Source organism: Aeromonas sp. S19(2024), assembly GCF_041402625.1.
Lineage (GTDB): Bacteria > Pseudomonadota > Gammaproteobacteria > Enterobacterales > Aeromonadaceae > Aeromonas > Aeromonas caviae.
In genome coordinates, this window is record NZ_JBGLQU010000006.1 from 224,820 (window position 1) to 239,247 (window position 14,428).

The following is a 14,428-nucleotide window of genomic DNA, read 5'->3' on the forward strand; positions in this document are numbered from 1 at the left end:
TTATCGCTATTCACATTTTGTTAACTGGCTCTCAATGTTGTCACTTGCACACTTTCTGGCATGAAATCCGGTCGATTCAGAGCCGCTCCAGGTGGAGCAGATGATGCTCTGCCGTCGTCAGGATGGCTTGCTGCTGTTCTGTGGTTTGGCCATCCCAGTTGGCATAGGGCAGGGCGAGGCGAGGGTTGTTGCCAAGTTTGTCCCGGTTGCGCCAGAGAAAGTGCCAATAGAGGCTGTTGAAGGGGCAGCTGTCCGGCCCGCTGCGGGCCTTCACCTGATAGTGACACCCCCTGCAGTAGTGGCCCATCCGCTCGAGATAGGCGCCGCTGCTGGCGTAGGGCTTGCTGCCCATCAGGCCGCCATCGGCAAACTGGCTCATGCCGCGGGTGTTGGGAAGCTCCACCCACTCGATGGCGTCCACATAGATGCCCAGATACCAGGTATCCACCTCGTCAGGGTGGATCCCCGCCAGCAGGGCGAAGTTGCCGGTCACCATCAGCCGCTGGATATGGTGGGCATAGGCGTGCTCCAGAGACTGTCGAATGGCGTGACGCACGCAGGCCATGCTGGTTTCTCCATTCCAGAAAAAACCGGGCAGGGGTCGCTCGGCCCCGAGAAAGTTGGTGCGCCGATACTCGGGCATCTTTTCCCAGTAGAGGGCGCGGACAAACTCGCGCCAGCCGAGGATCTGGCGGATGAACCCCTCCACCTGCGCCAGGGAAATGGTGGCCTGATTGGCCTGCCAGTGAGCTTGCGCAGCGCGGATCACCTCGAGGGGATGGAGCATCTTGCTGTTCATGGAAAACGACAAGCGGCTGTGGAACAGGCTCCAGCCCCGTTCGCTCAGGGCGTCCTGATAGCGACCGAAGTGGGGCAGGCAGTGTGCAAGGAAGTGTTCAAGCAGTGCGCGGCTCTGGCGCCGGGTGACGGGCCAGGGCAGGGCGTCGGCATCGGCACTGCCAATGGTGGCGACGCCGTGGCGGGTCAGCATGGCATCGATGTCGCTCACCTCGTTGGCAAAGGTGAGGGGCGCCGGGATGGGTTGGCTCGCCGGCAATTTGGCGCGATTCTCGGCATCGAAGTTCCAGCGCCCCCCAAGGGGTTGGCCGCGCTCATCGAGCAACACCCGGTACTGCTTTCGCAGGGCGCGGTAGAAGAACTCCATCCGGCTGTGAGGGTAGCGTCGCCAGCCATCGCGGGGGGTGAGAAAATGTTCGCTGTCCACCTCAGCGGTCGGGATGGCAAGGCCTGAGGCCCACTGGGTCAGCTGGCTTGCAAGGCGCCACTCGTCCGGGCTCTGCCAGGCGAAGCGATCGGCCTGATGCGCTTCTAGCTGGGCCGCCAGCAAGCTCGGCAAATCGGGCCAAGGGGCGCTCTCATCGAGAGTCAGGTAGCAGACCCGGTGGCCCGCCTTGGTGAGGGCGGCGGCGAAGGCGCGCATGGCGGCAAAGAAGGCGAGCACCTTCTGGCGATGGTGGCGGCAGTAGTCCGTCTCCTGGCGCAGCTCCGCCATCAAGTAGCAGACAGCGGGATCCGGCGTGTGAAACCAGCTGTGACCTGCGTTCAGTTGATCCCCGAGAATGAGGCGTAGCTCCATCAGGGGTGCTCCTTCCGACGACGGCAGCGTTCGCTGCAATAGCGCACTTCCTGCCAGCAGCGGGCCCACTTGCGCCGCCAGGCAAAAGGACGCAGGCAGACGGGACAGATCTTCTCGGGTAGATGGGGTTTGAGGTGCATGTGGCGGCCCTGTTGATGCCCTTGGTTTCTCTCTGCCTCCTTAACGAAGCACCATACGGTCGGGATCACTGGGGGAGCAGAAAGAGGCAATAGGGGGTGATTGCCACTCATGAAAAAGGCCCCCGCACCTGCCGGTTCGGGGGCCCTTGTTCTCGTAGCCGTTACTGGCTGCTGAAGAGCCTGGGCTGGGGAGTGGACTGCGCCGTCAGGGTCATGCGGCCCGAGGTTTCCAGCCAGCTCTTGATCTTTCTGGCATCGGCGACCCGTTCATCCGTGGTGTTGGCGTGAAGCAGTACCATGACCACGGGCTCGTTGTTGACCCGGGTTCCCATCACCAGGCAGCGCCCCGCCTCGCGGATATAACCGGTCTTGGAGACCAGAATGGGCCAGCTTCCTTCCCGTACCAGGCGGTTGGAGTTGAGGTAGTGCAGCTGGCGCTTGCCGTTGCGTACCAGACGCTGCTCGGAGGCGGTGTACTGGCGGATCAGCGGGTAGGTGGAGGCGGCGGCAGCCAGTTTGGCGAGATCGTGTGCGGTGGAGACGTTGCGGGGGTTGAGCCCGGTGCTGTCGGCGAAATGGGTGCTCCACATGCCGAGCATGCGGGCCTTGGCGTTCATTGCCTCGATAAAGGCCTTGCGGCCACCCGGGTAGTGCCGTCCCAAGGCGGAGGCGGCGCGGTTTTCAGAGGACATCAGTGCGATGTGCAGCATGTCGGCGCGACTCAGACGTGAGCCCACCGCGAGGCGCGACCCCGTGCCCTTGAGTCTGTCCACGTCATCCATGGTGACGGTGAGGGTCTCGTTGAGGCGCTGATTGCCGTCCAGTACCACCAGCGCTGTCATCAGCTTGGTGATGGAGGCGATGGACATCACCCGGTTGGCGTTGCGCTCTGCCAGTGTCTCGCCGGTTTTCGGGTTGACGACCACGTAGGCATCGGATCTCAGCGGCAGGTTGCTGCGGGGTTCGAGCAGGCTGTTGGTGGAAGAAGAGGTCGCAGAAAACGGGTTGGCATGGGCGCTTTCCATGCTGGCGGGAAGGAGGAAGGCGCCGAGCAGCAAGGGAAGAAAAGGACGAAGGTTCATGATTTGACTCTACTACGACTCACAGGGACATTTGGCTAAGTTATATGACGGTAATTGACGCTTCACAACGTCTGGTGGCCGGATATTTCCATTTTATGGGCCAGCGCACCTTGAAATCCCCCGCATCGGGGCTATTAGGCCCGATAAAGGGAGTCATAGAGGCCTGTCAGGCCATGCCAGACACGCCACCACGGGGGCGCACTATATGCTGGCGAGGGGCGGGATGACGACTCTTTTTGCACCTTTCGGCGCCTTGGGATGATGAAGGGGTCGTTAATGGCGACCATGGCGATAAAAACGGCGCCCGGCAGGGAAGATGGCCCGCTGCATTATCGCCGTTTTGCCCCGCGTCATCCTCCCATCATCCTTGCGGTCTGAATGGCCTGGATCAGTGCGGCCCGATTGATGCGGGGGCGCTCCTCGTCCAGCAACTGCTGCCAGAGGGCGATGGCCTGGGAGTAGCGGCCGTGCAGGAAGTGATCGGAGGCGAGCAGCATCAGGGCGCTCACCTCACCCTTGTCCTGCTTGAGGGCGCTCTCCAGCAGGCGGGTTGCCTCGGGAGTCAGCTGCTGGCCCGCCTGATAGTAGAGCACGGTAGCCTGTGCGGCCTGGGTCGCAGCGCTGGCGCCCCCTTCTTGCAGGGCGAGACGCTGGTAGGCGAGCAGGGCGTTCTCGTACTCGTCCCGATAGAGATAGAGCTGGCCGAGCGCCGCCCAGCCGTCGAGATCGGCGGGGTTGGCTTGCAGGCGCTGGTGCAGGGCGCCCAGCTCCTTGTCTTGCAGATCCCGCGGGCTCAATCCTGCCAGCGGATCGGGGCGCGACTGATAAGCCTGCCACGCCTGATAGCGGCCGGTGCCGGCATAAATACCGGCCATCAGCGCCAGCAGCAGGGTTCCAAGCAGTATCCAGGAGCGCAGCCAGAGCAGCGGACGGGCGGTGCGGTCCTTGGCCAGCCGCTCGCGCAGGGCCTGTTCGGCAGGTGGGGTGGCGTTGGCGAGGCGAGCCAGCTCCAGCTCCCGGTAGAGGCGGCTGTGGGGGGCAAGCCCCGCCTGCTGCTCGGCCATGATCAGCCGGTTCAGCTCGGCCCTGGGGTCGTGGGCGAGCATCCCCTCTGCTCTGTCGCCGACAAGCGGCACCCGCGTCGGTTGCCGGCGATGCAGGCTCCTGCGCAGGCGATGGAGCGCCAGCAACAGCAAGAGGGCGGGCCCCCCCCACAGCAGCGCCGTGCTGGCCTTGAAGGGGGGATCGTAGCGCACGAAATCGCCAAAGCGCTCCGTCATGCGGGCGATCACCTGCTCATCAGACTGTCCCTCGTCCACCCAGCGGTAGACCTCGAGCCGCAGATCCCGGGCGATGGGGGAATTGGACTCCATCAGGTTCTGGTTCTGGCACTGGGGGCAGCGCAGGGCGCGGGCGAGATCCTGAGCACGGGTCTGCCGCTCAGGGTGGCGAAACTCATAGGTGTCGACCCCGCTGGCAAGGGCCCCGAGGCTCAAGGCCAGCAAGAGCGGCGCTATCAGGGCGTGGCCGAGACGTCTCATGGCTTGCTCTCCCGCACTTGTCTCTCTACTTCTCTCTCCACTTCTCTTTCCACTTCGGGCTGGCGAGCGGTGTTGCTGCGGGCCTTTGCAAGCAGGGGGGCAAACTGGCGTTGCCAGACTTCCCGGGTGAGCTCACCCGTGTGGCGGGTCAGCAGGGTGCCGTTACTGGCGAAGAGATAGGTTTCCGGCGTGCCGTAGACGCCGAGCTCCAGGGCAAGTTTGCCGTCAGGGTCGGCCAGCACGGCGCGATAGGGGTTGCCCGCCTCGGTGAGCCAGGCGCGGGCGGCATCGCCCTTGTCCCGGTAGTTGAGGCCGTAGAGGGGCACGGCGCTGGCCAGCTCACCCAGCAGCGGATGCTCGGCGCGGCAGTTGGGGCACCAGCTGGCCCAGACGTTGAGCACGAAGGGCTCCCCCTTGAGCGCCGCGGTGTGGATGGGGGCGCCACCAAACAGGTCGTCACTCTGCCAGTCAGGCAGGGGGCGCCCGGCGACGGCCTCATCCTGGCTGTAGGGGTTGTTGCCAAGGCCGAGCCAGAGCAGGGCACCGAGCCCCAGGGTTAGCACGAGCGGCACGAACAGGCGCAGACGGGCGTTCATGATGGCTCCTGATTGAGCAGGGGGCGGGGCGAGCTTGCCGAGCTTTGGCGAGGGGCCAGCAGCGGCCGGCGGGCGAGCAGACGCAGGGCGCCGCCCGTCATCATCAACAGGCCGCCGAGCCAGATCCAGCGCACCAGCGGCTTATGGTGCAGCCGCATGGCATAGGCGCCGGGCCCCATCTTCTCGCCAAGCACCACGTAGAGATCGCCGAGCAATCCCCATTTGATCCCGGGTTCGTTCATGTTCATGGTGCGCACGCTGTAGTGACGCTGCTCCGGCGTCAGCCGCGCCACCTCTTTACCGTCCTTATGCACGCTAAGCGTGATGCGCTCGGCGGTGTAGTTGGGGCCTATGATGGGCTCGCTCCCCTCATAGCGAAACTCGAAGGCGCCGAGCCGATAGGGTTGGCCTGCGGCGAGTACCGCGCCCCCCTCCTGACTGTGGTGACTCACCTGCGCAATGCCGAGGGCGCACACCGCCACCCCGAGGTGGGCCAGCAGGCTGCCGAACCGATTGAGGGTGAGCTCGCGCAGGGCGACCGGTTGCAAGAGCGGGAGCAGCAGGCTGGCCATCAGCCAGAGGCTCAGCACGTTGGCCGCAAGCCCCAGCCAGCTTGCCCGCAGCGGTTCGGGATAGGCGAGGCTCAGCAAGGTGCCCCCCAGCAGGCCGAACAGGCATGGGAGCAGTACCTTGATGCGGCGCTGGGCTGCCAGATGCTGCCAGCGCAGGCGCGGCAGCTGGGTCATCAGCGCCATCAGGCAGAGGGCCAGCGGCACGAAGATGGTATTGAAATAGGGGGCGCCCACCGAGAGTGAGCCCAGATGGAGCGACTGGAACACCATGGGGTAGAAGGTGCCGAGCAGCACGCTGGCGCAGGCCACGCAAAGCAGCAGGATGGCGGCGCCGAGAAGCCCCTCTTTTGACAGCAAGCCAAAGCGGGCATAGGGAGCGCGAATGTCCGCCCGCAGGGCAAACAGGGTGAGGGCGCAGGTCAATAGCAAACCGAGCAGCAACAAGAGGGTGAGGCCGCGGCTGGGGTCCACCGCAAAGGCGTGTACCGAGGTGAGCACCCCGGAGCGCACCACGAAGGTACCGAGCAGGCTCAGCGAAAAGGTAAAGATGGAGAGCAGTAACACGGCGTGGCCGTAAGCGCCGCGCTTCTCGCACACCACCAGGGCGTGCAGCAGGGCGGTGCCGAGCAGCCAGGGCAAGAGGGAGGCATTTTCCACCGGATCCCAGAACCACCAGCCGCCCCAGCCGAGCTCGTAATAGGCCCACCAGGAGCCCAGCACAATACCGGCGGTGAGAAAGACCCAGGAGCCGAGCGCCCAGGGGCGGCTCCAGTGGGCCACGGCGCCATCGAGCCGACCCGAGTGCAGCGCCGCCATGGCGAAGGCGAAGTTGACCGCAAAGCCGACGTAACCGAGATAGAGCAGGGGCGGGTGGATGATGAGGCCGATATCCTGCAGCATGGGGTTGAGATCGCGCCCCTCCAGCGGCCCTGGGAACTGGCGGTCAAACGGGCTGGAGAAGATCAGGGTATAGAGGCCGAACAGCCCGACGATCAGCCCCATGATGGCCAATACCCGGGTTGTGATCAGCGGATCGACCCGCCTGGAGCAAAGAGCTACCAAAGCGCCCCACAGCCCCAGCGCAAAGACAAAGAACAGCATGGAGCCCTCGTGGCCGCCCCACACGGCTGCCAGCTTGAAGCCAAGAGGCAGGGCGCTGTTGGCGTGCTGGGCCACATAGACCAGGGTGAAGTCATCCTGGCCAAAACAGCTGGCGAGCAGCAGCAGAGCGGCCCCGAGCAGGAGCGCGACCAGGAGGGCCAGCGGTGTTGCGCAGCCCAGCAGCAGGCGTGAGGCGAGCCGCAATCCCAGCCAGGGCAGGGTGCCTTGCAGCAGGGCGAGCCCGGTCGCCAGCAACAGTGAGAGATAGCCGAGCTCCGCCAGCACACAACCTCCAGTCAATCATTCGTCTATGTTATGCCGCAGCGTCTGCACCGTACCGGCGCTGGGGGATAACATCCACATTTCTGGCAACAACCAATCGCAACAACTCATCGCAACAAATAAGCGCCAGTCACCCGAAGGGCGGCTGGCGCTTATCCCCAGCTTTCAATAACCGATTCACGATCCGTCGTGAGAGGTCGTCAGCAAGGTAAAGAGCAGCGCAGGAACCGGAGTGTATGTTAATACATGAGGATTCCGAGCAGCACATGAGCCTTGATCACGGCCTCGCAACAGGAGCGTGAACCGGTTTTTAAACTACCGTCATCTGGCCGGCATAAAGCACGAAGTAGCGCAGCAGCAGGATCCCCACCAGGGTCAGGCTGCAGACCAGCACCAGATAGCCGTTTTTGGCCCGCAGCGGCGCGGGGGCCAGCAGGGCCAGCAACTGGGGCAGCAGCATGCCGATGCCCACCACCCCGAGCCAGAACACCTGAGCCCAGAAGCCGCTGCCGATGGCGGCCCACATGGCTGCCTCCTTCTGGCCGCCACCGAAGTAGAGGCCGGTAAAGAAGCAGACCAGCAGCAACACCTCCACCGCCAGCACCGGCCGCTCGAAGCGGTGGACAAAGCTCACCCCCTGGCTGTGATGGTTCTCCTTGAACAGGGTGACCGCCAGCAAGATGGTGGAAGCGATGCCGGAGCTGACGCCGGAGATGAGGAACAGCACCGGCAGCACCGGGTTGTTCAACAGCGGATAGGTCTTGAGCGCCGACAGCAGAAAGCCGGTGTAGGCCCCCAAGAGCACGGCGAGCAGCAGCAAGAGCGGCGCCAGCAGCCGCTCGATGCGGGCGAGCCAGCCAATCAGACCATCCACAAAGGCGAACTTCTCTTGCAGCAGGTGACTGCGCAAGGTCTCGATCTCGGCCCGAAATACCACCGCCAGCCAGGCAAACAGCACCGCCATGTAGACCTGAAACAGCATGACCCCCATCGACATCACGGAGTCGAACTGGTAGTGGAACATCAGCTTCCAGAAGGTCCAGGGGCGGGCCAGGTGGAAGATGAGGATCAGTAACCCCAGCACCACGCTCACCGGCGCCAGAATGGCGGTCGCCTTGATGATGCCGCTCTCGCTGCCGGCTCCCTTGCGGCGCAGCAGCACCGAGAGGGTGGTGGCCCCGGCGGAGATGCCGAGCAGAAAGAGATAGATGGCGATTGGCCAGTCCCAGACCAGTGAAGGGAAGTGAAACGCCTCTTGCATCGTCATGACTTTATCTCCCCTTCGGGCACGCGGTACATCTTGGGCGAGGTGCCGAGTGCCTGCTTGTAGCGATAGGTGGTCTCCTTCACCAGCCGTTTGGCGATGGGGCTGTCCGGGTCATCCAGATTGCCGAACACCAGCGCCTTGGTGGGGCAGGATTCCACGCACGCCGGCTCCTTGCCCGCCGCCAGGTTGGTCTTGCGGCAAAAGTCGCACTTGTCGGCCACCTTGGTCACAGGGTTGATAAAGCGCACCTGATAGGGGCAGGCGGCCAGACAGTACATGCAGCCAACGCAGAGATCCGGGTTGACGTCGACGATGCCATCCTCCTTGCGGATATGGGAGGCACCGGTCGGGCAGACGTGTACGCAGGGAGCGTTGTCGCAGTGCTGGCAGGACTTGCGAAAGAAGTGGTACTCGGCATCGGAGAAGGTGCCGATGGGGCCGGAGCGGATGATCTCGAGGCGCGAGACCCCCTCTGGCACCTGATTCACCTCCCGGCAGGCCTCCATGCAGGCGGTACAGCCGATACAGGCCGTCTCGTCGTGGAGCATGCCAAAGCGTACCCCGTCGATGGTCTGGCTGTGGGCGAGGGGGGTGGCAAGGGTGCGAGTCGGCCCTGTCATCATGATGAGGGCCCCCGCGCCCATCCCCGCCATAAAGTCACGACGAGAGCAGCTCATGGTGCCTCCTTGCCCGCATTGACCTGCAGGCCGGCCGCCTTGGCCTGGTGCTGCTTGCTGTGGCAGTCGACACACAGCTTGATGCGGGATTTTTCCGGGATGCCCACCATGGGCTCCTTGGCTGGGTGCAGCTGGTGGCAGCTGGTACAGGTGAGCCTGGTCATGTGCACGTCGTGGGCCCAGAGCGCCTCGCGCAGTGGCTTGGGTTCATGGCAGCTCATGCAGACGCTGTTTTGCTCGGCGATGGGATAGCCATCCTTGCCTTGCGGCTGGTTGAAGCTGTCACTAAAGCGCATCACGTCCTTGACCCCTTCCCGGTGCTGGGGGGAGGGTTGACCGTGGCAGTTGGTGCAGGTGACCGGCGCCAGGTTGTTGGGGTTGGTTGCCTGGCCATGCTTGCCGTGCATGCCTTCGACCTGCTCCTTGTGGCAGTCGGTGCAGGCCTTGTCGGCACTGCGCAGAAATTCCACTTCATGTGTAGTCGGTGCCGGGGCGGTTGCCGCATCGGCCGCCTGGCCCTGCAGGCTGGTGAGCAGCATGGCTGCCATCAGCATCAGTCGTAAGAAATCCATTGTTAAATCACCCATAGGAAGCCTCCATCCGGCTGCGGGCCCGACACTGGGGGCCCGCATGCCTCGTCATTGTGCGAGCCGTCCGGCCGCTTTGGCCTCGGCATCCCAGGCGGGGACTGTGGTCTTGAGGAACTGGGCCTTGTCGCTGTTCATCTGCTTCATGTCCATGCCAAGAGCGGCCTGGGCCTTCTCCTTGCTGGAGATGTCAGGAATGGCGATCTCGTGGCTGATCCCCTTGGCGGCCAGCAGGCGTGCCAGCTTGGTGCGGGCGTCGGCGGCCTTGTCCAGGGCGGTTCCCAGCATGCGCAGCGCCACTTCCGGGGCGTGCATCTGCACCCCGTGGGAGGCGATGGAGAAGTCCCAGCGCCATTGGGCGTGACGGATATCCTGCAGAATGTCCTTCATCTCGGCCTCGGTGGCGCCGGCATCCCAGGCGGCCTTGGCTTCAAAGTGGGCGTGCACCAGCTGCTTCTCGACTTTGAGCTTGATTTCGGTGACGGCGTCCTTGCGCTGCTTGACCACCCCTTGCAGCATCTCCTTGCTCTGGGTGTGGCAGTTGCGGCAGGTCTGATCGAAGCGATCGAAGGGGTTGCCTACCTTATGATCGGTGTAGACCTTGCCCTGTTCGTTCTGCACCTTGGGCATGTGGCAGTCGACGCAGGCGACGTTGTTCTGGCCGTGAATGCCGGCGCGCCAGGTCTCGTACTCGGGGTGCTGGGCTTTGAGCATGGGGGTCTTGGAGAGGGCGTGGGTCCAGTCGGCAAAGCCTATTTCATCGTAATACTCTTCCATCTGCTCAACAGTCGTACCCTTGTCCCAGGGGAATTTCACCGCCTTGGTGGGGCCGCTGAAGTAGTACTCCACGTGGCACTGGCCGCACACCTGAGACTGCTGATCGAAGCGCCCCTGCTCCTTGAACGGCTTGCCGATGGCGGTCATGGCCCGGTCGGCATAGGGACGGGAGAGGTGCAGGGCGGGTTTCCCTTCCTTGAAATCTTTCGAGGCGGTGTCGTGGCAGTCGGCGCAGCCGATGGTGTTGACGATCTCGGGGCCGCCTTTTGCCCACATCCCCTTGAAGTAGCCATCCTCACCCTTCTCGTCGATGACGCGGGCCACGTCCGGGCCTTTGCAGCTCCAGCAGGCCATGGGCAGCGGACCGTCTTCGGCAGTCTTGGGGGCGCCGGTGCGCAGGGTTTCCCGCACGTCGGTCAGGGCATAGAAGTGGCCGCGCGGCTTGTTGTAATCCTTGGAGAAGGGGTAGCCGGCCCAGAGCACCACCATCTGCGGATCTTCCGCCAGGGCGTCGGTGCGCTCGCGGCTCCCGCTGGTGCCTTTCCAGCTGGTGAACTGATCGGCGTGATCCTTGGCGAACAGCTCGCTGCGCGCCTCGATCTTGCCCTTAGGGGCACTGTCGTCTGCCTGTGCCAGACTGCCTGCACCCAGCAGGGCGGTCAGCAGCAGGGCCGCCAGCCCTGGTCGAAATAGCTTGTCATATGAATCCACGGTCATCACTCCCAGATAAAAGTCCATGTCGGGCCTGACCGTTCCATCTTGGTGTGGACATCTGTGCTCATCATCGACGGGCATGGCAGGCCGATCCATTGTTATGGCTGCATATAAATCGGTGTTTATGCAATTGCTCGGGGGGATAATACCAAATGGGTAAAATGGATAATTATTTATCCCCGTGGGAGTTGCGCTAGATCAATTGAGGGGGGTGAGGGATGCAAAAAGTGCGATCCAGGTGGAATTATTGAACCTCATCCGAGGGTTATTTCCACCCGTTCTCTTTTGATGAAAATAGGTAAAATCGATGTTCATCATGCTGGCGAGGAGGGCTGGGCGAAAGGCGGCGGAGAGATACACCGCATGCAGAGAGAGAATAAACTGCTGATGTTGAATTTAAATTCAATATTAAGCTTGCGAAGGGGTGAGGGGGAGGCTTCGGTTTTCCATCACCATGGTCCCTGTCAAGGGACTTTGTGACAGAAGCTGTCGTAGAAATGGGTGCCAAGAGAGCCATCTGTTTTTATGAAAGGGAAAATAAGGGCTTTATTCCAGCATATTCGCGGCCTGATAGCGTCTTATTGAATTTAATAGGACGGTTGGCGGCATTTACTTTCGATATTTTCGAAAATGACGAAGGGTTATAGGGGGTGATTGACGGTAAAATAGCCGCCTGTCACGGAGACTTTCCCTTTACGCTTCATGTGCTGGGAAGTCTGTGTTTACCCGTTGGAGGATATATGGCCGAGCTGCGAATCGATAAACCGACTCTTATTGCCAAGGTGGAGGGCGCCGTGTTTGTGATGGATGCGGACGGCTCTTTGCGCCGTGCCACCCCTGGCATGCAACTGGAGCCCGGGATGCGCCTGCTCACCGAATCCGACGGACAGGTGGAGCTGGCGGAGGCTGGCAGCGAACGTCCCGAGCCCACCCAGCCCGAGGCGGCACTGCCCGCCGGTGCCGATGCCGAGCTGGCGAGCCTCCAGGAGGCGATCCGCCAGGGGGCAGACCCGACCAAATTGTTTGAAGAGACGGCGGCCGGTAACGCGGCGGCCGCTACGGTTGGCGGTGTGGCCGGCTCCAGCGCCGGCGGTTTCGTGGTGGTGGATCGTATCAATGATGCGACCCTGGCCGAGGCGGGGTTTGACACCGGCCATGAGGCGCGTCAGCCGGGCGACGAGCTGCTCTATGCCGAAGATCAGGATCTGCTGGCGGCCATCACCATCACTGAGCCCCAGACCGACGACAACATCATCAATGCCGACGAGGCGACCGGCGTCATCATCCGCGGCTTTGTCGAGGATGTGGAAGTCGGCCAGACCGTCACTGTCACCCTGATAGATCAGGATGGCAACCGCCTGACCACCACCACAGTGGTGCTACCCGGCTTCGTCTGGGAGGCAAACTTCGGCGACGTCACCGGCAAACTGGTGGACGGCCCCCTGACCATCCAGGCCGATACCCAGGACGCGGCTGGCAACCGGGCCAGCGACACCGGCCAGACCCTGCTCGACACCATCACCACCATTACCCTGGATTTGGCGGACGAGAGCGACACCGGCACCAGCCAGACCGATGATCTGACCCGCGACACCACACCGCTACTGCAAGGGAAGGGGGAGCCTGGCGCTACCGTTACCCTGACCCTGGAAGGCAAGGTGATGGCCGTGCTCACCGTGGATGGCAACGGCAACTGGCAATATCAGATCCCCGATACCCTGGCCGATGGCGCCCATGATTTTCGCGTCGATGCGGTGGACATCGCGGGCAACCGGGCCAGCGACACCCTGACGGTGACGGTGGATACCCGTGCCGCCATCGACATCGACGATCTCGATACCGACAGCATTCTCGGCCATGACAAGGTCACCCTGAGCGGCAGTACCACGGACGTGGAGGCGGGGCAGCGGGTGACCATCACCCTGATTGGCCAGAATGGCCAGACCCTCTTCAGCGGCAGTGCCCTGGTGGGCAGTGACGGCCGCTGGCAACTGGGAGGCCTGGATCTCTCCAGCATCCAGGGCCCCTACGAGGTGCGCGCCGAGGTGACGGATCTGGCGGGGAACCGGGTGATCGACGGCGCCCCCCTGATTGGCCAGAGCGACACCCTGACCCTGTCCGAGGCCGATCTGGCCAAGGGGCCGGTGAGTGCCAGCGGCTCCCTCCATACCGGGGCCGGCATGGACGGCAACCTGCAGGTGAGCTTCGGCGCCGATCAGAGCGCCCTCGAGCAGCTTGGTCTCAGCAGTCATGGCACTGCGCTCAGTTATCAGATAAACGGCCAGACCCTCAGTGCCAGCGCGGGGGGCGTGACCGTTTTCACCCTGACCCTGGCCAACGACGGCAGCTATCGCATCGTCTGGAACCAGAGCCTGGATCACGGCCAGGATAGCCTGAGCCTGCCCTTTGCCCTGGAGTACCGCGACAGCGACGGGGATCTGGTGAGCGCCAATCTCACCGTCAACCTGGTGGACAGCACACCGCCGGACTTCACCATCGCCCCCATCAGCCTCACGGAGGATGATTTCACCAATCCGGCGGCGGTGGTGGGACAGAGCCAGTTCGTGGTGGGCCATCAGTCCGATCCCTTGGTGGCAACAAGTGCCGTCTTCGCGGATCAGAGTGCAACCCTGGCCCGTCTCAACGGCAGCGGTATCAGCAGCGACGGCCACGCCTTGACCTTCGAATTCACCGGTGATCGCCTGCTGACGGGTTATTACCTCGATGGCAATGGCAAGCGGGTCGAGGTGCTGAAGGCCGAGCTGACCGCCAGCCAACATGGCAGTGATATCGACGGCAATGTCACCGTCTCCCTCAATGGGCCTCTGGACCATCAGGGCAGCGACCAGCTCTCCCTCGGGCTCACCGTTTCCGCCAAGGAAATAGATGGCGACGAGACCCGCGCCGATCTGGTTGTCTCCATCAGCGACGGTGTGGATCCCCGCCTTGGCAACGACAGCGGGGTCACCTTGCAGGAAGGGGCCTCTGGCCAGACCCTGGATGGCCAGCTGCAAGTGAGCGTGGGCAGCGATCGCCTGGTGTCGCTCAACTTCGAGGCGAACCAGCCCGGCCTGAATGGCCTCACCAGCGGCGGCCAGCCGACCCACTATCAGGTCAACGGCAACGTCATCACCCTGCTGGATGCGGGCGGCAAGACCATTCTGACCGTGACCCTGGGGCTGGATGGCAAGTACCAGGTGGCGCTCGACGGCGTGCTGGATCAACCGGTCAGCACCAACAGCGTCAACCTGGGGTTGCAGGTGCAAGGCACCGATTTTGACGGGGACAAGAGCAACCTTGGCACCCTCAATATCCATATCACCGACGGCGTGCTGCCCCAGGTCGACCCCGTCTCCCTCACCCTGGTGGAGGACTGCGACTGGGGCGCGGCCCAGACCCTCACCGGGGATCTGGCCATCACCGCCGGGGCCGACCCTCTGGTCAACATCGCATTCGATGCCAGCCAGCCCGGCCTGCAGGGGCTCACCAGCGGCG

General features: G+C 63.3%; 11 protein-coding genes. 1 reads left to right on the forward strand and 10 read right to left on the reverse strand.

What is annotated here, in order from left to right; all coding sequences use genetic code 11:
• Window positions 1-76 precede the first annotated feature (76 nt).
• The 10 genes from ACB037_RS14520 to nrfA form a co-directional block, all read right to left on the reverse strand.
• Entirely contained in the window at window positions 77-1,597 is a 1,521-nt protein-coding gene (locus tag ACB037_RS14520) for a cryptochrome/photolyase family protein (protein WP_371175479.1), read from the reverse strand.
• Window positions 1,597-1,737 (reverse strand): DUF2256 domain-containing protein, encoded by a 141-nt coding sequence (locus ACB037_RS14525; RefSeq protein ID WP_080768040.1) that lies wholly within the window; start codon window positions 1,735-1,737, stop codon window positions 1,597-1,599. The genes ACB037_RS14520 and ACB037_RS14525 overlap by 1 nt, the downstream gene beginning before the upstream one ends.
• A gap of 161 nt (window positions 1,738-1,898) precedes the next feature.
• Entirely contained in the window at window positions 1,899-2,819 is a 921-nt protein-coding gene (locus ACB037_RS14530) for a serine hydrolase (protein WP_029314613.1), read from the reverse strand.
• A 350-nt stretch (window positions 2,820-3,169) separates the two neighbouring features.
• A complete protein-coding gene (gene nrfF, locus ACB037_RS14535; protein ID WP_371175480.1) occupies window positions 3,170-4,360 on the reverse strand; it encodes a heme lyase NrfEFG subunit NrfF in 1,191 nt (396 codons plus the stop codon).
• A complete protein-coding gene (locus ACB037_RS14540) occupies window positions 4,357-4,956 on the reverse strand; it encodes a DsbE family thiol:disulfide interchange protein (protein ID WP_371175481.1) in 600 nt (199 codons plus the stop codon). The genes nrfF and ACB037_RS14540 overlap by 4 nt, the downstream gene beginning before the upstream one ends.
• Window positions 4,953-6,914, reverse strand: coding sequence for a heme lyase NrfEFG subunit NrfE (gene nrfE / locus ACB037_RS14545; RefSeq protein ID WP_371175486.1), 1,962 nt, complete (start codon window positions 6,912-6,914; stop codon window positions 4,953-4,955). Before nrfE ends, ACB037_RS14540 begins: the two co-directional genes overlap by 4 nt.
• Window positions 6,915-7,221: 307 nt before the next feature.
• Window positions 7,222-8,178: a cytochrome c nitrite reductase subunit NrfD gene (gene nrfD, locus ACB037_RS14550; protein ID WP_346198786.1), complete on the reverse strand. Its 957-nt coding sequence runs from the start codon at window positions 8,176-8,178 to the stop codon at window positions 7,222-7,224.
• Window positions 8,175-8,855 carry a 4Fe-4S dicluster domain-containing protein gene (locus ACB037_RS14555; protein WP_371175482.1) on the reverse strand — a complete coding sequence of 227 codons (681 nt, stop codon included), beginning with the start codon at window positions 8,853-8,855 and terminating at the stop codon, window positions 8,175-8,177. The genes nrfD and ACB037_RS14555 overlap by 4 nt, the downstream gene beginning before the upstream one ends.
• On the reverse strand, window positions 8,852-9,442 hold the full coding sequence (gene nrfB, locus ACB037_RS14560) for a cytochrome c nitrite reductase pentaheme subunit (protein WP_371175483.1): 591 nt from the start codon (window positions 9,440-9,442) through the stop codon (window positions 8,852-8,854). Before nrfB ends, ACB037_RS14555 begins: the two co-directional genes overlap by 4 nt.
• A gap of 51 nt (window positions 9,443-9,493) precedes the next feature.
• A complete protein-coding gene (gene nrfA / locus ACB037_RS14565; RefSeq protein ID WP_371175487.1) occupies window positions 9,494-10,936 on the reverse strand; it encodes an ammonia-forming nitrite reductase cytochrome c552 subunit in 1,443 nt (480 codons plus the stop codon).
• A 737-nt stretch (window positions 10,937-11,673) separates the two neighbouring features.
• Here nrfA and ACB037_RS14570 point away from each other — a divergent pair.
• A partial coding sequence (locus ACB037_RS14570; RefSeq protein WP_371175484.1) for a retention module-containing protein occupies window positions 11,674-14,428 on the forward strand: 2,755 nt, incomplete at its 3' end.

Coding starts and splice junctions, on each gene's coding strand:
- ACB037_RS14520 (WP_371175479.1), bottom strand. CDS start 1,597: ATGGAGCTACGCCTCATTCTCGGGGATCAACTGAACGCAGGTCACAGC.
- ACB037_RS14525 (WP_080768040.1), bottom strand. CDS start 1,737: ATGCACCTCAAACCCCATCTACCCGAGAAGATCTGTCCCGTCTGCCTG.
- nrfD (WP_346198786.1), bottom strand. CDS start 8,178: ATGACGATGCAAGAGGCGTTTCACTTCCCTTCACTGGTCTGGGACTGG.
- nrfF (WP_371175480.1), bottom strand. CDS start 4,360: ATGAGACGTCTCGGCCACGCCCTGATAGCGCCGCTCTTGCTGGCCTTG.
- ACB037_RS14555 (WP_371175482.1), bottom strand. CDS start 8,855: ATGAGCTGCTCTCGTCGTGACTTTATGGCGGGGATGGGCGCGGGGGCC.
- nrfA (WP_371175487.1), bottom strand. CDS start 10,936: ATGACCGTGGATTCATATGACAAGCTATTTCGACCAGGGCTGGCGGCC.
- nrfB (WP_371175483.1), bottom strand. CDS start 9,442: ATGGGTGATTTAACAATGGATTTCTTACGACTGATGCTGATGGCAGCC.
- ACB037_RS14530 (WP_029314613.1), bottom strand. CDS start 2,819: ATGAACCTTCGTCCTTTTCTTCCCTTGCTGCTCGGCGCCTTCCTCCTT.
- ACB037_RS14540 (WP_371175481.1), bottom strand. CDS start 4,956: ATGAACGCCCGTCTGCGCCTGTTCGTGCCGCTCGTGCTAACCCTGGGG.